Genomic DNA, 24,233 nt, shown 5'->3' with positions numbered 1-24,233 from the left:
TAATCGTTTTCGGCAATGAGGCAGGAGAGTTCCGGGAAACTCGGTTCGGGGATGGTTCGATGTGATAAGCCGGGGCCGTTGCCGACCGGGCCGGGGCGCCGGGCCGGAGCACGGCGGGAAACCGACCCGTCCCGCCGCCGCACCGTCACCGGGCACCGGGTTCGGGACGGGCGACGAGGTGCAGGCGGTCGCCGTCGGCGGTCCGGCCCGGCGTCGCACCCGGACACCAGGGCGGGTCGGTCCGGGGCCCGGGGCCGTCGTGCAACTCCAGGACCTCGAACCCGGCGACGCCGAGCAGGTGGCGCAGCTCCTGCGGGAAGAGCAGCCGCCAGGCGGAGTGCTCCGTGACCGGTGGCGAGCCGTCGTCGGCGGTCCATTGCCGTCGGCGGCGCAGCAGCTGGGCGGCCCGGTCGATCCACAGCGTGGTGGTGGAGGTGTGGGTGACGCCCTGCCAGGTGAGGGAGCGGGTGCGGGGCACGTCGAGCAGTTCGGTGTTTCCCAGGAAGAAGGCGCCGTTGCGCATCTCCGCGACGAGCAGCCCGGTGGGGGCCAGGTGCCGGCGGCAGGCGGCGAGGAAGGCGGTCAGTTCCTCGTTGGTGTGGCAGTACAGCAGCGCGCTGTCCAGGCACAGCACCGCGTCGAACGTGCTGCCCAGCCGGAAGTCACGCAGGTCGGCGCGGTGGTAGTCAGGTCCCGGGTGGTGGGCTCGGGCGTGCGCCAGCATGGGCTCGGCCAGGTCGATGCCGGTCACCCGGCGGCCCGCGGCCTGCAGATGCGCGGCGTCCCGGCCGGTGCCGCAGCCGGCGTCCAGCACCCGGGGACCGGCGGCGTGCCGGTCCAGCACGTCCTCGGCCCACCGGGCGGCGAGCCGGCCGGGGTCGGGGAACTGCGCCTCGTAAAGCGCCGGGTGGTCGGTGAGGAAGTTGCCGCTGCCGGTCATGAGGCCACCTTCCGGCCCGGGGCCGGGGCAGGCTGGGCCGGTTCGGGGACCGGAAGCGCGTCGCGGCGGCGCAGCAGGGCGACTCCGGCGGCGGAGCCCAGGCCGAACGTGAGGCAGAGCACCCAGGGCAGCCAGGGCAGGCCGTGCTGTTCACCCAGGTCCATGGTCCAGCCGATGGTGGCGTTCCCGGCTGCGGCGGCGATGCCGGAGACGACGTAGAAGAGGCCGTAGTACGTGCCGGTGAGGGACTCCCGGCCGAAGGAGGGGATCAGCTCCATCACGAACGGCGAGGCCATCATGACGCCGACGTAGAGCAGCAGGGCCCCGGCAAGGACGGGCAGCAGCCGGACGGCCGCCTCACCGGCACCGTCCGGGGAGCCGGTCTCCGAGCCCGTCACCAGCAACGGCGGTACGAAGGCAAGACCCATGAGCACGAGCCCGGTGGAGATCCAGCGGCCCCGGTCACCGCGTGCCTTGAGCCGGGTGGTGATCCGCAGCTGGAGGGTGAGGGCGGCGAGCGTGCCCAGGAGGAAGATCGCACTGGCCGCTCCCGTCCAGCCGGTGGCGGTGCGGGCGCCGTCCGGGAACAGCAGGTACAGCTGGGTCTCCAGGGTGAACATGGCGGTCATGGCGAGCGCGAAGCACAGGAAGCGGCCGTTGGTGAAGACCTCACGCCAGTCGCTCAGCACCCCGGGCCGGTTGGTGCCCCCGGGTACCTCACGGGCGGGCAGGACGAGGGCCTGGGCCACGGTCAGGACGGCGAAGATCGCGGCGGCGGTGATCGCCGAGGCCCGGAAGTCGGCCAGCAGCAGAGCGGCCCCCAGCAGGGGGCCGACCAGCGCTCCGGCGGTGGCGAACACCTGGAACAGTGCGAATGCCTCGGCCTTGCGCGGCCCGGACTCCACGGAGATGTAGGCACGGACCGCCGGGTTGAACAGGGCTCCCGCCAGTCCGGTCAGCACGGCGGCGGAGAGCAGTACGGCGAAGGTGTCACCGAACGCGAAGAGCCCGAAGCCGACGGTGCGCAGCCCGCACCCGGCGATGATGACGCCGCGGGCGCCGAGCCGGTCGGCGGCCGAGCCGCCGATGAGGAACAGCCCCTGCTGGCTGAGGGTGCGCACGCCCAGGACGATGCCGATCAGGGCGGCCGACATCCCCAGGTCATCGCTCATGTGCAGGGCGAGGTACGGAATGAGCAGGTAAAAGCCGATGTTGACGCCGAACTGGTTGACCAGCAGCAGCTGCACGGCGAGCGGGAAGCCGCGGACGGCACGGATGATTTTCACGTGGGGGTTCTTCCGGTGTGTTCGGCGGTCCGGGGAGCGGACACGGGTGCTGGGGTGACGCCGAGTCCGGGGCCGGGGCCTGCCCGGACGGTTCCGTCGGCCCCGCCGATGCCCTGCCACGGGTCGTCGGCGAGCAGCAGATGACCGTCGAGGTCGGCCCAGCGGGCCCGCCGTGCCAAGTGGACGGCGGGGGCGATCCCGAGGGAGGACGCGGTGAGGCAGCCGAGCATGATGTCGGTGCCACTGCCTTCGAGGGCCCGGCAGATGCGCAGCGCCTCCTGGGCGCCGCCGCACTGGGCGAGTTTGATGTTCACGCCCTGTACCCGCCCGGCCAGCCGCAGGATGTCCTCGTAGCCGGCCGCGTCCTCGTCGGCGATGAGGGGGAGGGGTGAGCGCGCGGCGAGCCGGGCCAGGGCGTCGGGGTCCCCGGGGGCGATGGGCTGCTCGACGGCTTCGACCCCGAGGGCGGCGAAGCGCGGCAGCAGCGTCGCGGCCTGTTCCGGCGTCCAGGCGCCGTTGGGGTCCAGCAGCAGCCTGACGCCGGGGGCCGCGTCCCGCACGGCAGCGGTCCGGTCCAGGTCTTCGGCCGGGTCGGCCGTGCCGGCCTTGAGCTTGAGCAACCGGAAACCGCGGGCCGCCAGGTCACGGGCGTGTGCGGCAGCCTGTGCGGGGTCGGTGATCCCCAGGGTGCGGGCGGTCCCGGCGGACGGCGGGGTGCCGTGCGGCCCGCTCGTGCCGAGCAGCGCGTGGACCGGCCGGCCGGTGCGCTTGCCCAGCAGGTCGAGCAGGGCGGAGTCGACGGCCGCGGTGACGCCGGGCGGGAACGCGGGCGGCAGCAGCCGGCCGTCCCGCAGCGCGGCGAGTGCGCTCTCCGGGCCGTCCTGGCGGGCCAGCGCGGGAGCCGCGTGGTCATGGAGAGCCCGGACGGCCTGCTCGGCGGTCAGCCCGAGGTAGACGGAGCTGACCACCTCGCCGTGGCCGGTGTCACCGTCCTGTCCGATCCGCGCCCACACGGCGTCCCGGCGGGCCATCACGGAGCGTGAGATCCGCAGCGGGGTGCGGAGCTCCAGGCCGGTGGTGCGCACGGTCAGTTGCATGCGGGGCCCTCCTTCCCGGTGGGCGCCGGGGTCCGGCGGGTACCGAGCGGGTCGATGACGGTGCGGCAGCGGGTCCAGCCGGTCGCCTCGAAGGCCGACGGGTGCGGGATTTTCAGCGGCCGGTCGACGGGCGGACCGCCGGTGCCGGCGCCGATGCCGTGCCGGAGGCAGAAGTCGTCGTCGTAGATGGTGCCGACGTAGCGGTGCGGCCCGTCGGGGAAGACGGTGGCCACCACCGCGCCGGGCCGGGTACGGGCCGCCCAGGCCGCGACGAGGGCGACGGCGCCGGTGCTCCAGCCACCGGTGACGAAGCAGCCGCGGGCCAGCCGCCGGCAGGCGTCGACGGTCTCGTGGGGGCCGACCCAGTGCACCTCGTCGAAAATGTCGTAGCGGACGTTGCCCGGGTGGATGCTGCTGCCCAGGCCGCGCATCAGCCGCGGGCGGGCCGGCTGCCCGAAGATCGTGGAGCCGACCGAGTCGACCCCGATGACCTCGAGCCCCGGCCAGCGGCGGCGCAGCGGCCCGGTGATGCCCGCGCTGTGCCCGCCGGTGCCGACGCTGCACACCAGCACGTCCAGCTGGTCCAGCGCCTCGCCGATCTCGTCGGCCATCGCGGCGTATCCGGTGACGTTGTCCGGGTTGTTGTACTGGTCGGGCCAGTAGGCACCGGGGAGCTCCGCGAGCAGCTCGTGCAGCCGGGCCACCCGGGCCGCCTGCCATCCGCCGGAGGCCGCGGGCCGGTCCACCAACTCCAGCCGGGCGCCGTGCGCCCGCAGCAGACCGCGCACCGACGGCTCGAGTTCGGCGTCCCCGACCAGCACCACCGGGTGGCCGAACGCCTGCCCGGCGAAGGCGAGTCCGAGGCCGAGGGTGCCCGAGGTCGACTCCACGACGGGGGCTCCCGGTCGCAGCTCGCCGCGCTCCCGGGCACCGCGCAGCATGGCGACCGCGGCCCGCGCCTTCAGCCCCCCCACCCCCTGCGCCTCGAGCTTCGCCCAGAAGCCGGGGTGCGGGTGCGGCAGCGGAGCATGGATGCGTGCCATGGGGGTGCGGCCGAGGAGCGACAGCAGTTCCGGGGCGGCCGCCTGCGCGGCGGCTGCCATGGTCATGCGGTGCCCGCCGGCCGGCCGGCGCCGCCGCCCGCGGTGCTGTAGTGGTGCAGCACTCCGGGTCCTCCGTCCAGCCAGAAGAAGGGGTACGGCTCGGCGGACACCGCCGTGACGCCGGAGCCGACGAAACGGGGCAGAACGGCGCTGCCCGTCTGGGCGAAGAGGACGAGCGGCTTGGCGGTGGCGCGGGCGTGCTCCAGCAGCGGGGTGAAGGTGCCGTTTCCCAGGGTCATGCCCGAGACCAGGAGCGCGTCGCAACGGTCCAGTTCGGCGTGGGTGTCGGTGCGCACGTGTTCGCCCCACTCGGTGGAGCCGCCCTTGAGGTCGCACGGCACGTAGTCGGTGCCGCGCTCGCGCAGCTGCTCCAGCAGGGAGTTGACCACTCCGACCACCAGCACGCGGCGCACGGCGGGAGCCGGCGGCAGCAGGCTGACCACGGCCCTTGCCCGGGCCCGGGACTTGAGCAGGCTGCTGCCCGCGGGGAGCGGGACCGGGCGGGCTCCGTGCGCGGGGGTGTGCGGCAGGACATGGCTGAGGTAGGCGTCCAGGGCGGCGGTCCGCACCGCCGGCAGGGGGTGCGCGAGCAGCTGCCCGATGTCGGCGCCGACGCAACCGTCCAGCGCGTCACCCGGAAGAGCGCCGGGCTCGACCGCGCACGACCCGACCGCTTCCGCCAGCCGCAGGCTGAGCACCTCGTTGCGGTAGCCGCTCGCCCGGCCGCCATGCCGGACGGCCTGGGAGGTCAGGAAGGCGACGGAGATCCGCTGTTCCGCCGGGTCGGCCCCGTACCGCCCCTCCCGGACCCGGGAGACCAGCTCGGCGACCGAGGCCACGGCGTGCACCGCGCCGGCGGCGGCCGTCACGCGTCACCGCCTGCGGGGCCCGGGGTCGCGTAGCGGGGCCGCAGACCGGCGAGGACTGCCGCCACCCGGTCACGGGCGGCGCCCTCCTCGGCGTCCACCGCGAGGACATGGCCGAGGTAGTCGTTGTTGCTGGTGGCCGGCCGGACGGTCCGGCCGGGGTCGGCCAGCGTCAGCTCCCGGACGCCGTCGGCCGCCGCGGCCTCCTCGGCTCCGTCGAAGCCCGCCAGCTCACCGGCCTGATCGGGCAGCAGGAAGCCGACGGCGGCGCTGCGCACACCGGTGTCCCGGGGCGTCAGCGCGGGCGGGCGTCCCAGGGCGACCTCCACGGCGGCGCCGGGCAGGTCGACCCCGGTGACGTGCCGGACCAGCTCGGTGATGCGGTTGCCGGCCGGACGCGGGTTCACCTCGACGACGCGGGGGCCGCTCTCCTCCAGCTTGATCTCGGTGTGTGCGACGACGTCGTCCAGACCGAGCGCCCGGAGCGCGGCGACCGCGGTGTCGGCGGCCAGGGCGGCGGTGCGCCGGTCGAGCCCCGCGGGGAACATGTGCCCGGTCTCGATGAACGCGGGCGAGCCGCCCACGCTCTTGTCCGTCACCCCGACGACGTGACAGGCACTGCCGCGCCGCGACACGGTCTCCACACTGACCTCGGGCCCGGTGAGCAACTCCTCGAGCAGCACCGCCGGGGAGCGGCGCTGGCCTCGGGCGTTGACCGGGAAGTCGCTCAGTGCCTTGTAGGCGGCCGCCAGTTGCTGTTCGTCGGCCACCTGCCGCACGTACATGCCGGCGCACAGGTCGACCGGCTTGACCACCAGCGGGTAGCCGATCCGGGTGGCGGCCCCGGCGACGGCGGGCCAGTCCTGGCAGACGGCGTACCGCGGCCCCGGAACGTCGGCGGCCTCCAGCGCCCGACGGGTGGCGTCCTTGGAGCAGGCCGTCTCCACGGCCTGCGGCGCCGGACCGGGCAGCCCGAGGCGGTCCGCGATGCGGGCGGCCGTGGGGAGGTAGTAGTCACAGGAAGTGAGCACCCCGTCGAAGTCCAGCACGGAGTGCATCCGCTCGACGTGGTCCAGCAGGGCGGGCACGTCGTTGGTCTCGGCGGTGAGGATGTTCTCCGCCGAGAGCAGCGGGTGCGTGGCGCCCGTGGGAGCGGAGCGCAGGTAATGGTGCAGGTCCCGGGTGAGGAAGGTGAAGCGGTGCCCGGCTTCCCCGATGGCTCGCGGCAGCAGCCGGCTCATCGCCCCGACCCAGCTCTCGATGACTAACAGATGTCCCACACGGCGCCTTTCGGTGGCAGGCACGGACTCGACGGGGACAACACTAACGACAATCGTTTTCATTGTCACTGGGTGTCCGGATTCCGCCACGGACGCGGGGCGCGCACGCCGTTCGCGCGGGCACGCGCAGCGGGACGGCCCGGGCCGGCGGTGAGCCGCATCTCCCGGGCCTCCTGCCGCGCGCCCACGGCTGGGGGAGAACACGCCGTTCCGAACAATTGACCCGCCCACCGACGCGGCCGGAGGATGCCGTATGGACGACATCAGAACGCTGTACGGACGTTGGCTGTTCGACCTGTGGCACGGGGACTTCGCCGTGGCCGAGGAGATCCTCACCCCGGATTTCGTCGGGCACTGGCCCACCATGGACGTCCACGGACCGGACCGGGTGGTCGAGCAGATCCGCCAGTCGCACGAGTACTTCGGGGACATCGAGAACACCCTGGACGTCGGCCCGGTCATCGGTGACGGCATGGTCGCCGCACGCTGGACGTTCCACGGCTCCTACCGCGGGGGCGTCCCCGGTGCCTCCGTCCCGTCCGGCACCCGGATCTCCTTCGCCGGGCAGGACCTCTTCCGCCTCGTCGACGGCCGGTTCGCCGAATACTGGGTCGTCTCCGACACCCTCGGAATGATGGCCGCCCTGGGCGCCCTCGGGGACCGGTAGGGCTCCCCCTCCTCGCCGGCCGGACGCCCCGTCCCTCCTGGCGTCCACGGCCGGAACGGGCACAGGATGTCGGGTCCGGACGCGTCAGTTCTTCCTAGCGTGGTCAGCAGAAGGGAGGGGGACCGTGATCCTGGAGCAGCTGAACCGTGCCATGGAGTACCTCGAGGCACACCTTGACCGGCGGATCGAGACGGCCGAACTGGCGCGGATCGCCCGTACATCGGAGTACCACTTCCGTCGGATGTTCTCCGCACTGGCCGGTATGCCGCTGTCCGAGTACATCCGCCGCAGACGGCTCACCGTCGCGGGCGCGGAGGTGCTCGCCGGGCAGCGGACGCTGCTCGACATCGCCGTGCGGTACGGCTACGGCTCGGGCGAGGCCTTCGCCCGTGCATTCCGTGCCCTGCACGGCGTCGGCCCGGGCGAAGCCAGACGGACCGGTGCGGCACTGCGCTCCCAGGCCCGGATGTCCTTCCACCTGATCGTTGAAGGGAGCAGCATCATGCGGTACCGGATCGTGGACAGGACGGCGTTCACCGTTGTCGGGAAGAAGGCACGGGTGCCGCTCGTGCACGAGGGCGTCAACCCCGCCATCGAAGCGTTCGTGGAGAGCATCGACGAGGAGACCCTGGGACGCATCGAGGCACTGTCCGACCAGGAGCCACGCGGAATCGTCGCGGTGTCCGGCAACTTCGCCGCCGGCAGAGACGAAGGGACCGAGCTCGACTACCACCACGGAGTGGTGACCGACGCGGTCCCGCCTGCGGACCTGGACGCCCTGCGGGTCCCTGCGGGGACCTGGGCGGTGTTCGAGACCACGGGGAGATTCCCGGAGGCGCTCCAGCAAGTGTGGCGCGACGTCCACACCCAGTGGTTCCCGTCGAATCCGTACCGGACGGTCGCGGGCCCGGAGATTCTGCGCCTGCTCCTCTCCGAGGACGGAGCGGAAGCGGACGCGGAACTGTGGGTCCCGGTCGAGCGGAAGCGCGGCTGACACCCGGGAGCAGGAGTGCGACCCGGCAGGGGTGCGGCAGGCACACCCTGCCGGGAACCCCGGGCCGGCCGCCACCCCACCGGAGCGCGTGCCGCGGGCCGTGGCTCGTGGACCGAGGGACCGCCCTCGATAAGCTGACCGGCGTACAGCCCGGCACCCCGAACAAGCTGGACCGGATCACGACCCGAGACACCGTAGCCCTGCCGGTTCGAGACGTTGCGCTGAGCGACGAGAGTCCCCCGCAGGTGTACGCACGACTTCGGTACGACAACAGTGCTCGTGGCGGGCGATCCGGGAATTGCGTGTCCGGGGTGTCCGCGGGGAGACTGACGCGCGCCTCGCTTGAGGTGCGGCGACGTGCACGGAGCTGCGTTCCGGGGCCCTCGGGCCTCCGGAAACTCCGTGCGAGGGGAAGAGACAATGAAATTCAGTTTCCGCAGACTCTGGCAGTCGGTCACCGGCTCGGCGAGCACCACGGAGAACGTATCGGCGAACGAGGCGGGAGGCAGCCCGGCGCAGGACCCGAAGGCTGCGTCGTCGGGTGACGCGGCCGAGGGTCCGGTGCAGGGGTCGGCCGACAGCCCGGCGGACAGCGCAGAGGACCGCCCGGCGGCCGGAGAGACGCCCGCCGCCGAGCCGGCCGTGACGGAGCCCCCCGCCGCACCGGTGGTGGAGAAAATCGAAACCCCGGCCGCACCCGTCGTCGTGGAAGAAACCCCCGCCGCGGACACGGCCGAAGAAAAAGACGCCCCCACCGCACCGGTCGTGGAAGAAACCGAAACCCCGGCCGCACCCGTCGTCGTGGAGGAAACCCCCGCCGCGAACACGGCCGAAGAAAAAGACACCCCCACCGCACCGGTCGTGGAAGAAACCGAAACTCCCGCCGCACCGGTCGTCGTGGAGGAAACCCCCGCCGCGGACGCCCCCGAGGATTCCGCTGCTGCGGCCGAGACACCGAGCGGCCCGGATCAGGGCTCGGCGATGAGTCTGGAGGAGCTGCAGGCGAGCGCCGCCGGGCTGGTCGACCTGTACAAGGCGGCCCAGGTCTCGCTGGAGAAGACCGGGCTGGCCGGCCAGCGGGCGGCCGTCTACCTGGTACTGGACCGTTCCGGGTCGATGCGCCGGTACTACAAGGACGGCACCGTCCAGCATCTCGCGGAGCAGGCACTGGCCCTTTCGGCGAACCTGGACGACGACGGTGTGGTGCCGGTGGTGTTCTTCTCCACCGAGGTGGACGGAGTCGCCGACATCGCGCTCGGCGACTACAGCGGCCGCATAGAGGCCCTGCACAACTCGTACGGACACATGGGCCGCACGAACTACCACGTGGCGATGCAGGCCGTCATCGATCACTACAAGGCCTCCGGCGCCACCGACCCGGCCTTCGTCATCTTTCAGACCGACGGCGCACCGACCTCCCGGGCCGCCGCCGAGAGCGCCGTGTGCGAGGCCGCCGGGCTGCCGATCTTCTGGCAGTTCGTGGGCTTCGGCGAGCCCGAGTCCAAGGCTTTCGCCTTCCTGCGCAAGCTCGACGTACTGGCCGTGCCGGAGAAGCGCGTCGTCGACAACGCGGGCTTCTTCCCCGCCGGTGACGACCCCCGCGCCCTCTCCGACGCGGAGCTCTACAGCAAGCTCATGGCGGAGTTCCCGGAGTGGCTCACCGCCGCCCGACAGGCCGGCCTCATCAACTGACACCCCGGCACGGCACCCGTCCGGCGCCACGCCGGAACTTACGCCCCCGGCCCCGGCCCGAGCGGCCGGGGCCGGGGCGTACCCGACGCGGTAACGAGCTTCGCGCGGTTCAGGAATTCTCGTCGGTTCGGTCTACGGGGGAGCGCTCTCCGAGAACGCCGACGAGGGCTGAGGCAACGAGGGCGACGGCGCGGTCGTCGTCGTGTGCCAGTTGGCGCAGAACCTCCTGCGCGGTGGTTCCCCCTAGCTCGACCAGCGCCTGAGTGAGACGGATCCGCGTCGCGGAATCCGCGGTGGGCACGGCGAGTTCGTCGACCAGGGCGCTCGTGATCCGGTCCGCGCACCCGGGGTCCCGGGACAGCCTTCCCAGGACCTCAGCCGCCTCGACGTCGTTGGAGCCCTCGACCACCATGCCCACGAGCGTGGGCACGGCCGCGGTCACGCCATGCCTGCCCAGTTCCGGAGCGGCGTGCCGGCGCACCGTCATGTCCGGGTCCCCGAGGGTGTGCGTGAGCACCGCGGTCGCACCCGGAGCCTCGGGCATCCCGGCGATCGCCAGCACCGCGCGCCGCCGGATGTTGACGTCCTTCGAGTGCGTGCCGGCACTCAACGCCGCCACACCGTCGCCGCCCGCTCGGGCGAGCGCCCAGCGCAGGGCGCCTGCGACGTGGGGGTCGGATTCGGTCAGGACGGCGCCGGCCAGCAGTTCGACGGGGACCGGCACGCCCTGCGACCGGACCAGTACGGTCTGCTGCCTGCGCGCGGCGCTGGTCGAGTTGAGTTCCCGCATGAGTTCGATGATGCGCAGGACGCCCTGCCAGCCGGTGGGCGCCGACGCGTCGATCGCACGGAGCCGCTCGAGCAGTTCCTGTTCCCGCGCCAGGCGGTCCTCCGACCACCGGATGAGGTCGCTGACCAAAGCGGACGGCGTGAAGACCGGGTCCTCCAGCGCGCGCCCGACCTGCTGGAGCGAGAGCCCGAGAGACCGCAGGCTTTCCACGTGGAAGATTCTGCGGACGTCCTCGGCGGAGTACTCGCGGTAGCCACCGGTGGTGCGGCCCGTCGGCCGCACCAGCCCCAAGGCGTCGTAGTGCCGGAGCATCCGGGGGCTCACCCCGGAGTGGCGGGCCACCTCACCGATCAGCAATCCGGGCACCCTGCCGCCTTGGCGGCGTCCGCCGGCTCCGGGGTCCCGGCGGTCTCCGGTTTCCCGGTGCCTGCTGCCGCAGCAGGAGCAGCAGCGGCAGCAGCGCGTTCCAGGCCGAGCCGGACGATGCGCTTCGCCTCTTCGATGGCCGCGTCAAACCCGGTCTCCGGGTTCCGCCGGAGCATCTCGGTGGCACGGGCGTGCGCGGCCACCACCGGGTCGGGATGCTCCGATGCCTTCTCCAGGGCGGACTTGGTCACGTCGCCGAGGTCGACGAAGGCCCGGCTCAGGCTCAGCTGCACGTCACGGTCGCCACGGCCGAGCTGCCGAGCCAGTTCGGCCGCCAAGTCCCTCTTCTCGCCCTCGGGTACGAGGGCGACCGCGACGCGCCACGCGGTACGCGCGACCTCGTCGTCGGTGTCGCGCAGCATGTCGCTGGTGATCCAGGCCCACGCGCTCTTGTCGCCGATCTTGGAGAGCGTGTGCAGCGCCTGGCTGCGGGCCTGTGCGTGCTCGGAGTCGAGCTCCTGACGGATCCGGGACAGGGTGATCTCCGGCGAGAGGCGGGTCAGCGCCCAGGACAGCATGTCCTTGACGTGGAAGTCCGGCTCGACCGCGCACCGCTCGACGAGCGGGTCCAGGAGAACGGGGTCGGGGTTCGAGCCGACGGCCAGGGCCGCCTTGAGCCGGACCGAGGAGTCCTCGGCGCCCAAGGCGCTGACCACTCGGCTGTTCTGCGAGGTCGTGTTGATCGGGACCACCTCCGTACCCAAGTGAAAACCCTGCCACTGTGTCAAGGTCAAGCCCGTTACCGACCGAACGGGAAGCCGCTGGTGGTGCCCCGGGTCCCGAGTGAACGCCGGACTACCTGCTGCCTCGGACGCGGAACCGGACCGACGCGAGGTCTTGACGGCCGTGAACCGCGCTCGTACTGTCGCGCCCACTCATTGAAACGAATCAACCCCGAGTACCCCCTCACTGAAACGACTCAACACATGCTCTCGCCGTACTCCCACCGGGCTGCGACGAGGGCGGAAGGATGTCGTGATGACACCTCACGGACCCCACCCGACCACCCGGCGCCGGGCGCGGCGCCGGGTGGTCGCGCTGCTGTCACCGGTGCTGGCCGGACTTCTGGTGGCCGGCAGCGCGGCGGCACAAGAAGGCCCACTCCCCTCCGAGCGCGGCCCTTCGGGGTCCCCCGGCCAAGGGCCGGAGGCGATCCAGCTCGAACATCTGGACCGCGGATTGGTGGCGGTGGCCACCGAGGAGGGCGTGTTCCTCAGCTGGCGGCTGCTCGGCAACGAGGTCACCGGACACACCGATGAGGGCATGACCGGCGCCGACTTCCACGTGTACCGGGACGGCGAGCGGATCACGACCGTCACCGACAGCACGAACTTCCTGGACGCCGACGGGACGTCGACCGGCGAGTACCGGGTCGCGGCGGTGGTGGACGGAGCGGAGGTCGACCTCAGCGACGCCGCCACTCCGTGGGCCGACGGCCACTACGACCTGCCGCTGCAGAAGCCGGCGGACGGGGTCACCCCGGTCGGCGAGGAGTACACCTACCACGCCAACGACATCAGCGTCGGCGACGTCACCGGCGACGGCCGGTACGAGTACATCGTGAAGTGGGACCCGTCCAACTCCAAGGACGTCTCCCAGGTCGGGTACACCGGCAACGTGTACATCGACACCTACCGGTTCGACGGCACGCTGCTGCACCGTATCGACCTGGGCGTGAACATCCGTGCCGGTGCGCACTACACGCAGTTCCTCGTCTACGACTTCGACGGTGACGGCCGTGCGGAGATGATGTTCAAGACGGCGCCCGGCACCACGATCACGCGTTACGACGCGGACGGCGGCGTCGCTTCCGAGGAGTTCATCACGCTGCCGGAGGAGGACGTCGCGGCGGGCTGGTCGCACCAGGACGACTACCGGCTGAGCACCGAGGGGTACTACGAGCACATCGTGCGGATGTTCCTCGACTGGCACGAGCACCCGGAGGTCGTGGCGGGCAACTGGCCCGCCACGCTGGAGGAGGCCTTCGGTATCGAGGAGCGCCACGCGTACCCGCTGAGCCGGGAGGCCGCCGAGGATCTCGCGGACCACTTCATGGACGACTACGCCCCCGGCCGCAGCGGGCGCAACCAACTGCGGGACTTCGAGGGCTTCATCCTCGACGGGCCGGAATACCTGACGGTGTTCCACGGGGCCACCGGCGCCGAACTGGAGACGATCCGCTACAAGCCCGGCCGCGATGACGACGGGCTCCTGTGGGGCGACTACGCGATGAGCCGCATCGAGCCCGGCAACCGGGTCGACCGGTTCCTCGCCGGCGTGGCCTACGTGGACGGCACGCATCCCTCGGCGGTCTTCGCCCGCGGCTACTACACCCGTACCACGCTGGTGTCCTACCGCTGGGACGGCGAGCGGCTGACCGAGGACTGGTACGTCGACAGCGGGCACGCCCCGATGGCCAACCCGTTCAACGACGGTCCGCACGGCGTGGACGGCAGCGACCCCGAGTTCGGCACGATCACCACCCAGGGCTTCCACTCGCTCAGCGTGGCCGACGTGGACGGGGACGGGAAGCACGAGATCATCTACGGCGCGGCCACCATCGACCACGACGGATCCCTGCTGTACAGCTCGTTCGCCGAGGGGCCGCCCGAGAGCAATGTCGCCGGTGAGTCCGTGCGGCTCGGCCACGGGGACGCCCTGCATGTGGCGGACATCGATCCGTCCCGGCCCGGCCTGGAGATCTACTCCGTGCACGAGGGCGGCCCGTGGGCACCGTACGGCTTCGCGCTGCGGGACGCCGCGACCGGCGAGGTCCTGTACGGCGGATACACCGGCGTGGACACCGGCCGCGGGATGGTGGGTGACATCGACCCGGACCGGCCCGGCCTGGACACCTGGGGCTCCCACGGCGTGGGCCTGTGGTCCGCGGACGGGGAATACCTCGGGGCACAGACCCCCGGCACCAATATGAGCATCCGCTGGTCCGGCGACATGACCACCCAGATCGTCGACGGCGCCATCGACGTCACGCCGACCATCGAGGACTGGCAGCGCGGCCGGCTGCTGACCGCCGAGGGCACGCTGACCAACAACTACACCAAGGGCAACCCCTCGCTGGTGGCGGATGTCTTCGGCGACTGGCGCGAGGAGCTGCTGGTCCGCACGGAGGACAGCTCGGCGATCCGGATGTACCTCAGCACCGAGGTGACCGACCGCAAGCTGTACACCCTCATGCACGACGCGCAGTACCGGACCGGGATCGCCTGGCAGCAGACGACCTACAACCAGCCCGCGTACCCGAGCTTCTACTTCGCCTCGGACATCGACTGGTCGCAGGTTCCGCTGCCCGAGTACTGGGCGCCGGGGAGCATCGGCGCTCTGCAGGACCGGCTGACCGGGTACGTGGACAGCGGTGACGTGACGGGACCGGCCGTCAAGCGGCTGACCGCTGCGCTCGGCCAGGCCGAGCGGCACCTCGAGCGGGGGAACACCCGAGCGGCGGTCAACGCCCTCGAGCGGTTCCGCACCCAGCTGGAGAAGCAGAAGGCCGGCACGGTCTCGGAGACGGCCCGCGCCGGTCTGGCCCATCAGGCCGGGAACGTGCTCGCCATGCTGCGCTAGCCGGAGCCGGTCCTGCCGGGTGCCACGCGGCGCCCGGCAGGACCGGCTCCCTGACCCGAAGGCGGCCCGGTCGCTCGGCGACGGGGCCCTTCGGCGTCTCCGCCGACCGGGCAGGCGCTGCCATGCGGTGAGCGTGACGACGCGTTACGCCCCGTCCCGGGCGACTTCCGGTCCCCGTGCGTCCGGGCCGGGAGGAGGGGACCATGGGGACATGAACCGCACCGTGCGAATCGCCCAGCACCCGGAGGCGGACGAGCTGCTCGGCCGCAGCCCGTTGGCAGCCCTCGTCGGCATGCTCCTGGACCAGCAGGTGCCCATGGAGTGGGCCTTCACCGGCCCGTACACCCTCGCGCAGCGGCTGGGGACCGATGATCTGGACGCCCACGAGATCGCCCGCTACGAGCCGGAGGCGTTCGCCGCGCTGCTGACGGCCAAGCCCGCCGTGCACCGCTACCCCGGGGCCATGGCGAAGCGGGTGCAGCAGCTGTGCCGGCACCTGGTCGAAACGTACGACGGTGACGCGGCAGCGGTCTGGCGGGATGCCGCCGACGGCAAGGACCTCCTCGCCCGGCTGAACGCCCTCCCCGGCTTCGGCAAGCAGAAGGCGCAGATCTTCCTGGCGCTGCTGGGCAAGCAGCTCGGCGTCACCCCGGAGGGCTGGCGCGCCGCAGCGGGCCCCTATGGCGAGGAGGGCTCCTTCCGGTCGGTCGCCGACATCACCGGACCCGAGTCACTGACCCGGGTCCGCGCCTACAAGCAGGAAGCCAAGCGGGCCGCCAAGCAGCAGTGAGGGGAGGAGCCGTCAGCAGGCGACCGGCCGCTCCACACCGCCGGCCCACGCCAGCAGATCGGTGTCCGCCAGGGACTCCACCCAGAGGTCCACCAGGTCGCCGTCGTTGTCGCGCAGCCCCGGCCCCACCGCCAGGACGCGAAGACCGGCCCGGGCCGCCGCGAGCATGCCGCACACCGAGTCCTCGACGGCCAGGGTCTGGCCGGGTGGCACCCCGCAGCGCCGGGCGGCCTCCAAGTAGACGTCGGGGCGCGGCTTGGGGCGGTCGCTCCCCTCGGGAACGACGATGTGATCGAACCAGCGCAGCAGCCCGGCCTGCGTCAGGCCCGTCACGACGATGTCGCGCGGGCAGTTGCTCGCCACTGCCAGCGGCAGCGACCCGGACAGCCGCTCCACCAGCTCACGGGCGCCGGGCAGCACCGTGGGTGTGCCGGCGGTGAGCTCCCGGAAGACGTCGAGGAGTTGACCGGTGAGATGGCCGGCGAGGGCCGGGCGGCCGAGGGCGAGGGCCATGCGCCGCCCGCACTCGTCGTAGTGGAGCCCCTTGACGGCACGGGCGAAGGCGGGGTCACTGGCGGCTCCATGGGCGCGCATCACGCGCTCACGCGCCTCCTCCCAGTGTCGTTCGGAGTCAAGAAGCGTGCCGTCGCAGTCGAAGACGATCGCGCCGAGTGCCCAGGCAAGCGGGGGAGTTCGTCGCATGCTGCTCCTTTCAGTAGCGCGAGGGGAACGTTTCCGCAGCCCAGGCGCGCGTCCGTCCACGGGAGCCGTAGCTTCTCGGCCGCATCCGGCGGCTCGGGTCACGCGTTCGCCTGCCTCACCGGAGCGGGAGGAGCGGACGGTGGGATCGGCACCCGAAAGGACATAACGATCGTTATGTTACGCAGGGTGGCTCACCAAATGCAGCAAGTTACACTCGATCGAGTGAATTACCCCGTCGCGGAAGGACGCGTATTGACGCCTGGTGCGGGCTCGTCCGGCTCTTTCTCGCATATCCTTCCGAGCACGTTCCGGGAAGGACCCGTGGCGGAATCCCGCGGCGTCAGAAAAAGCGGAGTTCTCCGGTGGCGGTCACCTCGCCGCACTGCTGCACCCGGAATCGACTCGACCGGCCGGCCGGGGCCACCTCGATCCAGGCCGGCGCCTCCTTCGCGGTGAACCGGACGGCCTGGAGCCGGCAGCCGGCCGGATGCCGCAGCCGGCCGGCGCTGCGCAGCACACAGGCCTGGCGGGCGGCTTCCAGGAGCACCATCCCCGGCACATGGTCACTGGGATGGTCGTGGAAGAAGGTGTGCCGGCCGTCCGCCGGATCCACCCGCAGGGCGCCGCCCGCCGAGGCGGACAGCAGGACGTCACCGGCCGTGGGGACGCCGGCCTCCTCCGGCCGGAGGTGACGGGTGTCCGCCCACGGCACCGCGGGGTCCGCCGGCACCGGGGTGTGGAGGGCGGCGAACCGCGCGGGGCTGAGGAAGCGCGCCGTGCCGCGCGCCCGGGCGAACAGTTCCGGCCCGGCCCGGAAGCCGGCTTCGAGCCTCATCCCCCGGGGCGGGGAGCCGGGGGCCCGGGGGTCCTCAAGCCGGACTCGCACGTCGACCAGCACCTCGGTGGCGTTGAGCCGGGCGACGGGCGCCCCGGAAGGCGCCAGCGCGAAGATCAGCTCCCTGAGGGCGAAGCGGGTGTCGGGGGCGAGCGCGTAGTACCGCAACGGCAGGTAGATGCCGATCTGCCGCAGCGTCTCCACGGCGATCAGCAGATGATGCCGGTCGCCCGGCCCGAGGCCGAAGGTGCGGTGCGCGCGGGCCCACTGGGCGGCCACCTCGAACCGGCCCGGCCCGCGAGGCCGGGCATCGGTCAGGAGGACCTCGGCCACGGCCGTACGGTGCACCAGCTCGCGGGGGACCGTGCGGGACCAGCTCACCCGCCCGGCGGCCGGCCGCAGAACGGAGGAACTCCGCAGGATGTCCATACCGTTCCATGAGACGTCGATCATCACACTTGCGCATCTTTTCGCTGTGCCCGAAAGTGGTCGCCCGAACGTGGTCGCCGATTCAACTCCCCCGGGAAAACGGTGGAATGGGCAGGAAGGAACAGCGTGCAGCACCGCGCCGAAATCACCCGGCGTCTCCTGCTGAATGCCGCGGCGGAGCTCTTCGCCGAGCGGGGTTACGCCGGGACGAGCATCACGGACATCAGCCGCCGGTCCGGCCTCACCAGCGGAGCGATCTATTTCCACTACACGAGCAAGGAGCACCTGGCGCGCAGCATCATCCAGGAGCAGCTCGCCACCTGGCCCCCGCTGATCGCGCGCTACGGGTCCGCCGGAGCTCCGGCCCTGGAGTCGGTGGTGGCCCTGAGCTTCGAGGTCGCCCGCGCCTTCCGGGACGACGTCATCGTCCGGGCCGGGTCCCGCTTATGGGCAGAGCGGGCCGCCATCGGTGAGCCTCTGCCCCGCCCGTTCGAAGGGTGGATCCGCACCTTGAGCACCTTGCTGTGCCAGGCCCGGACGGAGGGCGACCTGGCCGCGCACGTGGTGCCCGAACAGGCCGCCACCGTCATCGTCTGTGCCTTCTTCGGCGTGCACACCGTCTCGGACGCGCTGGACGAACGCCGGCTGATCGAGGATCACCTCGCCCAGCTGTGGCTGATGATGCTCCCCGGCCTGCAGGGGCGCTTCGACGGAGCGTGCGTCGTGCAGCGCGTCCGCGGGCAGCAGCTGCCCGCCGGGCGGGCAGCCGGGCAGCCGTGAGGGCCCCGGGCCGGGGGCGGCCCCGCCTTCCGGCAAGACCCCCGGACGGACGCACCGTTGGGCTGAGCGGGTTGTGATGATGAACTGACCGGGTGAGGAGGTGGCACGCCAGCTGGCGCCGGTCCCGCGCACGGCTGACGGTGGAGGAGTCGATGCGGCGCCTGTCCGGGTCGCTTCCTTCCGTTCCACAAGGAGAGAAACACCTCGTGCTGAAGAACATCAAGACCACTGTCGCTGTGACCGCGGGCGCGCTGGCCCTCGGTCTCCTGGGTGCCTCCCCCGCTGTCGCCGCCGAGCACCGCGGGATGCCTGCCTCCGCGCCGGCCGCGGAGGTCGCGCACCCCCACCACCACTACGCCAAGGGCAAGGTCGTCTCCCGCATCGGAGTCAACATCCGTGCCAAGGCGACCACGCACTCCAAGGTCATCGGCGGTCTGCCCCGCGGCGCCGTGGTCAACCTGAAGTGCAAGGTCAAGGGCCAGAACGTCGCCGGAAACAACATCTGGTACCGCCTGAGCGACCGTCAGGGCTGGGTCGCTGCCCGCTACGTGAAGAACCTGAACCACGTGCGCTGGTGCTGATGCAGCACCGCTGACCATGTGGTCCCGGCTGCCCGCGCCCCTGACCGGCGCGGGCAGCCGGGCCTTTTCCATGGGTCCCGCGCGGCTGTCCGGGCTGCGTCCGGCCGGGAGCCGGGGGACCATGGAGACATGCTGCTGGCCGATCTCGCCCGGACCTCGACGGAGGTCACCGCCACCTCGTCCCGGTCCGGGAAGGTCGCGGCGCTCGCCCGGCTGTTCCGCCTCACGGACGCCGAGGAAGCCCCCGTGGTGACCACCTACCTGGCCGGGCGGCTGCCGCAGCGCCGGACCGGAGTGGGTCCGAAAGCGCTGGCCCACCGGCCTGCGCCTGCGGAGCAGCCGCGGCTCACGGTGCTCGCGGTGCACGCCGCCCTGGGCCGGATCGCCACCGTGGCGGGCAAGGGGGCGGCCGCCGAGCGCGGCCGGCTGCTGCAGGAGCTGCTCAGCGCCGCCACGGAGCGGGAGCAGCACTTCCTGCACGGGCTGCTCACCGGGGAGCTGCGGCAGGGGGCGCTGGACGCCCTCGCCGTGGAGGGTCTGGCGGCGGCGGTGGAGGCGGACCCGGGGGAGGTGCGGCGGGCGGTGATGCTGGGCGGCTCGCTGGGTGCGGTCGCGCAGGCGCTGCTGGCCCGTGGCCCGCAGGCGCTGGACGGTTTCCGGCTGGAGGTGGGGCGTCCGGTGCAGCCGATGCTCGCGCAGACCGCCCGCGATGTGGACGAGGCGATGGACCGGCTCGCGCCCTGTGTGCTGGAGGAGAAGCTGGACGGCATCCGGGTGCAGGTGCACCGGGACGGCGACCGGGTCGCTGTCCACACCCGCACGCTGGACGAGATCACCGACCGGCTGCCGGAGGTGGTGGCGGCGGCCCGCGAGCTGGCCGCGGAGCGGTTCGTGCTCGACGGGGAGGTGCTGGCGCTGGACGAGGACGGCCGGCCGCGCCCGTTCCAGGAGACCTCGGGCCGGGTCGGCTCGCGGCTGGACGTCACCGGCGCGCGGGCGTCACTGCCGCTCTCCCCGGTCTTCTTCGACCTGCTCACCGTGGACGGCCGCGACCTGCTGGAGCTGCCCACGCGGGAGCGGCACGCCGAGCTGGCCCGGATCACGCCCGCGCCGCGGCGGGTGCGCCGGCTGGAGATCGTTGACCCGGCGGAGGACGGCGCGCGCCGGGCCGCGCACGAGTTCACCGAGCAGGTGCTGGCCCGGGGCCACGAGGGGGTGCTGGTCAAGGCGCTGGACGCCCCCTATCGTGCGGGGCGGCGCGGGGCGTCCTGGCTGAAGGTGAAACCGGTGCACACCCTGGACCTGGTGGTGCTGGGAGCCGAGTGGGGTCACGGCCGACGCACCGGCACGCTGTCCAATCTGCACCTGGGGGCCCGCCTGCCGGACGGCGGCTTCGTCATGCTCGGCAAGACGTTCAAGGGGCTGACCGACACTCTGCTGGCATGGCAGACGGACCGCCTCCAGCAGCTCGCCGTCCAGGACGACGGGTGGCTGGTGACGGTCCGTCCGGAGCTGGTCGTGGAGGTGGCGCTGGACGGGGTGCAGCGGTCCTCCCGCTATCCGGCCGGGGTGACGCTGCGCTTCGCGCGGGTCCTCCGGTACCGGGAGGACAAGACCGCGGCCGAGGCGGACACGGTGGACGCCGTGCTGGCGCTGCACCGCTGAGCGCGCCGCCGTTCCGGCTGCCGGTTCCGCTGCCGTCCGGGCTCACTTCACCGATCCGGCCATCACCCCCTGCACGAAGTGCTTCTGGAAGGCGAAGAAGACCGCGACCGGCACGATCAGCGAGAGGAAGGCGCCGGGGGCCAGGATCTCGATGTTGGTGCCGAACTGCCGCATCTCGGACTGCAGCGCCACGGTGAGGGGCTGGGAGCCGACGTCCGCGAAGATCAGCGCGACCAGCATGTCGTTCCACACCCACAGGAACTGGAAGATGCCGAGGCTGGCCAGCGCCGGGCGTCCCAGCGGCAGCACCACCCGGGTGAAGATCCGCCATTCGCCGCCGCCGTCCATCCGGGCGGCTTCCAGCATCTCCTTGGGGATCTCCGCGAAGTAGTTGCGGAGCAGGAAGACGGCGAACGGCAGCCCGTAGGCGACGTGGAACAGCACGACGCCGGGGATGGTCCCGAACAGGCCGAGGCTGCCGAAGAGCTTGGCCACCGGCAGCAGGCCGATCTGGATCGGGACCACCAGCAGCCCCACCACCACCAGGAAGATCCAGTCCCGGCCGGGGAATTCCAGCCAGGCGAAGGCGTAGCCGGCCAGCGCGGCGATCACCACGACCGAGACGGTGGTCGGCACGGAGATCAGCACGGTGTTCCAGAACGCCTGGGTGATCCCGGAGTTCTGCAGGAGAGCCGTGTAGTTGTCGATGGACAGCTGGCCGGGCCGGGTGAGGGCGGTCCACCAGCCGGAGCTGGAGTTCTCCTGCTCCGAGCGGAGCGAGGAGACGAACAGCCCGAGGGCCGGGGTGATCCACACCAGGGCGATCATCGCCAGGAGGGCCTGGACGATCCCCCGGCGCAGGAAGGACATGAGCCAGGAGACCGGCCGCCGGCGGGGTCGGGGCCCGGGGGGAGGAGCGGGTCGTGTGCCGGCGGCCGGAGGAAGTGGGTTGACCGGTTCCCGTTCGATGGTGCCGTGGGAGGTCATGACTGGCTCCTGCGGAAGCGTCGGATGTTGAAGACCATGGCGGGAAGCACCAGGAGCAGGAGCAGGACCCCGAGGGCGCTGCCCAGTCCCTGGTTGTTGCCGCCGCCGAAGGAGACCAGCCACATCTGCAGGGCGAGGACGTTGGCGTCCTGTTGCACCGGCCCGGGGGCGATGATGTAGACGAGGTCGAACACTTTCATCACGTTGATGACGAGCGTCACGAAGACGACGGTCAGCACCGGCCCGAGCAGCGGCACGGTGATGCTGCGGAAGACCTGCCACTCGTTCGCGCCGTCCATCCGGGCGGCTTCCAGGGTGTCCCGGGGGAGCGAGGAGAGGCCGGCGCCGATGAGCACCATGGCGAAGCCGGTCCAGATCCACAGGTAGGCGCCGATGACGGCCGGGGTGATCAGGGCGGGCCCGAGCCAGGAGACGCCGTTCCAGGACTCGGCGAAGTTCTCGGCGGGAAGCTGCACGGTGTACTGGCCGGGCGGCAGCCCGTCGAAGGTGAAGGAACCGTCGGGCCCGGTGGTGGCCGTCGCGACGACCGTCCCGTCCTGCAGCGCCTGGACGGTCATCCGGGGCAGTCCGCTCTCGCCCTCGTCGATCCGGCCGGCTTCTCCGCCGCCGCCGGGGCTGAAGTCGAGAAAGACGATGCCGCGCAGCTCGTCCGCGGCGGCCTGCTCCTGGGCGGCGGGGAGCGCGGGCTCGGCCGTCCCGGGAAGGTCACCCGGCGGGATGCCCAGGACGGGCAGGGTCACGGTGTCGCCGTGGCCGACGGTGCCGGTGGTCGCGAAGGAGCCGTCCGGCTGCTCCTCGATGCCGGGGCCGGCCCCGTCCGCCGCGTCCTCACGGGCCCAGGCTCCCGGGTAGGGGGAGCTCTCGGTGAAGACGTCGTGGATACCGACCACCGCGGCGTTGAGGATGCCGCGGTCCGGGTCCTGCTCGTAGGCGACGCGGAAGATGATGCCGGCGGCGAGGAACGAGATCGCCATCGGCATGAACATCAGCAGCTTGAAGGCGGTGGCCCAGCGGATCTTCTCGGTGAGCACGGCGAGGATGAGGCCGAGTCCGGTGAGCAGGGCGGGGGCGATGACGACCCAGATGGTGCTGTTCCGGATGGCCTTGAGGGTGGCCGGGTCGCGGAACATCTCGGTGTAGTTCCCGACACCGACGAAGCGGTCGCCGGAGGCGTCGAAGAGGCTGCGGCCGACCGAGTAGAAGATGGGGTAGACGACCAGCGCACCGAGCAGCAGCAGGGTGGGCAGGACGAAGACCAGGGCAATGAGCCGGCGCCTGCGGAGGGCCCGGCGTCGTGGATCGCGGGGGCCGGGGGCCGGCCCGGCGCCGCCCGGGGGGACGGGCGGCACCGGGCGGGGTCCGGCAGTCGTGACAGACATGGAGAGTGGCTCGCCGTCAGCTCGTGCCGAATGCCTTGGCCGCCGCGTCCTCCAGCTCGGCGGCGATGGCCTCGGGGTCGGAGGGGTCGCGCAGGAAGTCCTGCAGCAGCTTCCACTGACCGGCGCCCGCGGTTCCGCCGAAGGCGGCGGGGGCCTGGTCGGACATGTCGAAGCGCACGGTGTCACCGGCGCCGACCAGCGAGTCGGCCATCTGGCGGGTGATGTCGTCGGCGTAGGCGTCGAGGTCCAGGCTCTGGTTGGGCGAGAGGAAGCCGCCCTCCTCGGCCCAGAGCGCGGCTGCCTCCGGGGTGGCGAGGAACTCGACGAGCGCCATGCCCGCCTCGGTGTTCTTGCCTGCCTTCAGGACCACCGCCGCGTCACCGCCGCCGACCACCGGGGCGTCACCGCCGTCGACCGGGGGGAAGGGGAAGAACTCGGCGTCCTCGCCGACGGTCTTGCCCAGCTGGTCGGAGATCAGGCCGGCCACGAAGTCACCCTCGTAGACCATGGCGGCCCTGGGGTTGTCGCCGAAGACGTTCTCCACGGACTTCGGGAAGTCGGTGCGCAGGGCTTCCTCGCCGCCGCCGGAGACCAGCTTGTCGTCGCCGAACAGCTCGCCGAGCGTGGTGAGCGCCTCGACGACGGTCTCGTCGGTCCAGGGGATGTCGTGAACGGCCAGCTTGTCGTAGTTCTCGGGGCCGGCCTGGGACAGGTAGATGTTCTCGAACCAGTCGGTGAGCGGCCAGCCGGCCTCACCGGCGACGGAGAAGGCGGGGATCCCGGACTCGGCAAGAACGTGACCGGTGTCGATCATCTCGTCGTAGGTCTCCGGTGGTGCCACACCGGCCTGATCGAAGGCGTCCGGGCTGTACCACACGGTCGACTTGTGGGAGGCCTTGAAGTAGAGGCCGTACAACGTGTTGCCGATGGTGCCGTAATCCTGCCAGACCGGCGCGAAGTGCATGGCCGCCGCCTTTTCCACCTGGTTCGACAGAGGCTCGAGCCAGTCGCTCTCGGCGAACTGCTCGAGGACCCCGACCTGCGGTACGAGCACGACGTCGGGTGCGTTGCCGCCTTCGATCCGGCTCCCAATGACGGTGGAGACATTGTCGCCGGTGGACAGAAAGCTGGTCTCGGCCCCCGTTTCCTCGGTGAAGGCGTCCAGGATCTTCTGGAAGTTCTTCTGCTCCACGCCGGTCCACACGCCGGCGACGGTGACGGACTGTCCGGAGAGCTCCTTGTCGGCGGAGTCACCCGAGCTGCCGTTGTCACCGCAGGCGGTGGCGGTCAGAGCGAGGGCGAGCACCAGGGCTCCGGTGGTGGCGGTTCGTCTCATCATGA

At 71.9% G+C, this 24,233-nt stretch carries 21 protein-coding genes; 8 read left to right on the top strand and 13 right to left on the bottom strand.

Going from position 1 to position 24,233, the window contains the following annotated elements:
- Window positions 1-145: 145 nt before the first annotated feature.
- Genes PJ985_RS02290 through PJ985_RS02265 form a run of 6 tightly spaced genes read right to left on the bottom strand, consistent with a single transcriptional unit; the run spans window position 146 to window position 6,572 of the window.
- Complete coding sequence (locus tag PJ985_RS02290; protein WP_271681769.1) at window positions 146-940, bottom strand: class I SAM-dependent DNA methyltransferase; 795 nt, start codon at window positions 938-940, stop codon at window positions 146-148.
- A complete protein-coding gene (locus PJ985_RS02285) occupies window positions 937-2,226 on the bottom strand; it encodes an MFS transporter (protein ID WP_271681768.1) in 1,290 nt (429 codons plus the stop codon). The genes PJ985_RS02290 and PJ985_RS02285 overlap by 4 nt, the downstream gene beginning before the upstream one ends.
- The gene (locus tag PJ985_RS02280) at window positions 2,223-3,323 is read right to left on the bottom strand and encodes a dipeptide epimerase (RefSeq protein ID WP_271681767.1); all 1,101 of its coding nucleotides are present in this window, start codon (window positions 3,321-3,323) and stop codon (window positions 2,223-2,225) included. Before PJ985_RS02280 ends, PJ985_RS02285 begins: the two co-directional genes overlap by 4 nt.
- Window positions 3,314-4,432 (bottom strand): PLP-dependent cysteine synthase family protein, encoded by a 1,119-nt coding sequence (locus PJ985_RS02275; RefSeq protein ID WP_271681766.1) that lies wholly within the window; start codon window positions 4,430-4,432, stop codon window positions 3,314-3,316. The genes PJ985_RS02280 and PJ985_RS02275 overlap by 10 nt, the downstream gene beginning before the upstream one ends.
- Complete coding sequence (locus tag PJ985_RS02270) at window positions 4,429-5,295, bottom strand: Rossmann-like domain-containing protein (protein WP_271681765.1); 867 nt, start codon at window positions 5,293-5,295, stop codon at window positions 4,429-4,431. Before PJ985_RS02270 ends, PJ985_RS02275 begins: the two co-directional genes overlap by 4 nt.
- Window positions 5,292-6,572 carry an ATP-grasp domain-containing protein gene (locus tag PJ985_RS02265; RefSeq protein ID WP_271681764.1) on the bottom strand — a complete coding sequence of 427 codons (1,281 nt, stop codon included), beginning with the start codon at window positions 6,570-6,572 and terminating at the stop codon, window positions 5,292-5,294. The genes PJ985_RS02270 and PJ985_RS02265 overlap by 4 nt, the downstream gene beginning before the upstream one ends.
- A gap of 253 nt (window positions 6,573-6,825) precedes the next feature.
- Here PJ985_RS02265 and PJ985_RS02260 point away from each other — a divergent pair, with 253 nt between their 5' ends.
- From PJ985_RS02260 to PJ985_RS02250, 3 genes are all read left to right on the top strand, one after another.
- Complete coding sequence (locus PJ985_RS02260; protein WP_271681763.1) at window positions 6,826-7,239, top strand: ester cyclase; 414 nt, start codon at window positions 6,826-6,828, stop codon at window positions 7,237-7,239.
- A gap of 127 nt (window positions 7,240-7,366) precedes the next feature.
- Window positions 7,367-8,233 (top strand): AraC family transcriptional regulator, encoded by an 867-nt coding sequence (locus PJ985_RS02255; RefSeq protein ID WP_271682069.1) that lies wholly within the window; start codon window positions 7,367-7,369, stop codon window positions 8,231-8,233.
- Window positions 8,234-8,653: 420 nt separating this feature from the next.
- On the top strand, window positions 8,654-9,925 hold the full coding sequence (locus PJ985_RS02250) for a vWA domain-containing protein (RefSeq protein WP_271681762.1): 1,272 nt from the start codon (window positions 8,654-8,656) through the stop codon (window positions 9,923-9,925).
- 109 nt (window positions 9,926-10,034) lie between these two features.
- On the opposite strand, the gene PJ985_RS02245 is transcribed toward PJ985_RS02250, so the two are convergent.
- Together PJ985_RS02245 and PJ985_RS02240 are read right to left on the bottom strand one after the other, a co-directional pair.
- Window positions 10,035-11,072 carry a MerR family transcriptional regulator gene (locus PJ985_RS02245; RefSeq protein ID WP_271682068.1) on the bottom strand — a complete coding sequence of 346 codons (1,038 nt, stop codon included), beginning with the start codon at window positions 11,070-11,072 and terminating at the stop codon, window positions 10,035-10,037.
- The gene (locus PJ985_RS02240; protein WP_271681761.1) at window positions 11,066-11,845 is read right to left on the bottom strand and encodes a HEAT repeat domain-containing protein; all 780 of its coding nucleotides are present in this window, start codon (window positions 11,843-11,845) and stop codon (window positions 11,066-11,068) included. The genes PJ985_RS02245 and PJ985_RS02240 overlap by 7 nt, the downstream gene beginning before the upstream one ends.
- 274 nt (window positions 11,846-12,119) lie before the next feature.
- Between PJ985_RS02240 and PJ985_RS02235 the strand changes: the two genes are divergently transcribed.
- A complete protein-coding gene (locus tag PJ985_RS02235) occupies window positions 12,120-14,723 on the top strand; it encodes a rhamnogalacturonan lyase (RefSeq protein ID WP_271681760.1) in 2,604 nt (867 codons plus the stop codon).
- A 211-nt stretch (window positions 14,724-14,934) separates the two neighbouring features.
- Window positions 14,935-15,513 carry an HhH-GPD-type base excision DNA repair protein gene (locus PJ985_RS02230; RefSeq protein ID WP_271681759.1) on the top strand — a complete coding sequence of 193 codons (579 nt, stop codon included), beginning with the start codon at window positions 14,935-14,937 and terminating at the stop codon, window positions 15,511-15,513.
- A 12-nt stretch (window positions 15,514-15,525) separates the two neighbouring features.
- On the opposite strand, the gene PJ985_RS02225 is transcribed toward PJ985_RS02230, so the two are convergent.
- Window positions 15,526-16,215, bottom strand: a complete 690-nt coding sequence (locus PJ985_RS02225) for an HAD family hydrolase (RefSeq protein ID WP_271681758.1) — start codon at window positions 16,213-16,215, stop codon at window positions 15,526-15,528.
- 340 nt (window positions 16,216-16,555) lie between these two features.
- The gene (locus tag PJ985_RS02220) at window positions 16,556-17,503 is read right to left on the bottom strand and encodes a ScbA/BarX family gamma-butyrolactone biosynthesis protein (protein ID WP_271681757.1); all 948 of its coding nucleotides are present in this window, start codon (window positions 17,501-17,503) and stop codon (window positions 16,556-16,558) included.
- 102 nt (window positions 17,504-17,605) lie between these two features.
- On the opposite strand from PJ985_RS02220, the gene PJ985_RS02215 reads away from it, so the two are divergent.
- The 3 genes from PJ985_RS02215 (at window position 17,606) to PJ985_RS02205 (ending at window position 20,505) form a co-directional block, all read left to right on the top strand.
- On the top strand, window positions 17,606-18,259 hold the full coding sequence (locus PJ985_RS02215; RefSeq protein WP_271681756.1) for a ScbR family autoregulator-binding transcription factor: 654 nt from the start codon (window positions 17,606-17,608) through the stop codon (window positions 18,257-18,259).
- Between the two features lie 206 nt (window positions 18,260-18,465).
- Complete coding sequence (locus tag PJ985_RS02210) at window positions 18,466-18,840, top strand: SH3 domain-containing protein (RefSeq protein ID WP_271681755.1); 375 nt, start codon at window positions 18,466-18,468, stop codon at window positions 18,838-18,840.
- 129 nt (window positions 18,841-18,969) lie between these two features.
- A complete protein-coding gene (locus PJ985_RS02205) occupies window positions 18,970-20,505 on the top strand; it encodes an ATP-dependent DNA ligase (protein ID WP_271681754.1) in 1,536 nt (511 codons plus the stop codon).
- A 42-nt stretch (window positions 20,506-20,547) separates the two neighbouring features.
- Here the strand turns inward: PJ985_RS02205 and PJ985_RS02200 are convergent, their stop codons facing one another.
- From PJ985_RS02200 to PJ985_RS02190, 3 genes are all read right to left on the bottom strand, one after another.
- Window positions 20,548-21,375 (bottom strand): carbohydrate ABC transporter permease, encoded by an 828-nt coding sequence (locus tag PJ985_RS02200; protein ID WP_271681753.1) that lies wholly within the window; start codon window positions 21,373-21,375, stop codon window positions 20,548-20,550.
- A 113-nt stretch (window positions 21,376-21,488) separates the two neighbouring features.
- A complete protein-coding gene (locus PJ985_RS02195; protein WP_271681752.1) occupies window positions 21,489-22,892 on the bottom strand; it encodes an ABC transporter permease in 1,404 nt (467 codons plus the stop codon).
- Window positions 22,893-22,908: 16 nt separating this feature from the next.
- Window positions 22,909-24,231, bottom strand: a complete 1,323-nt coding sequence (locus PJ985_RS02190) for an ABC transporter substrate-binding protein (protein WP_271681751.1) — start codon at window positions 24,229-24,231, stop codon at window positions 22,909-22,911.
- Window positions 24,232-24,233 lie beyond the last annotated feature (2 nt).

Origin of the sequence: Streptomyces sp. ACA25, assembly GCF_028200735.1 — a bacterium.
GTDB lineage: Bacteria > Actinomycetota > Actinomycetes > Streptomycetales > Streptomycetaceae > Streptomyces.
This window is presented reverse-complemented; position numbering and strand designations above follow the sequence as displayed.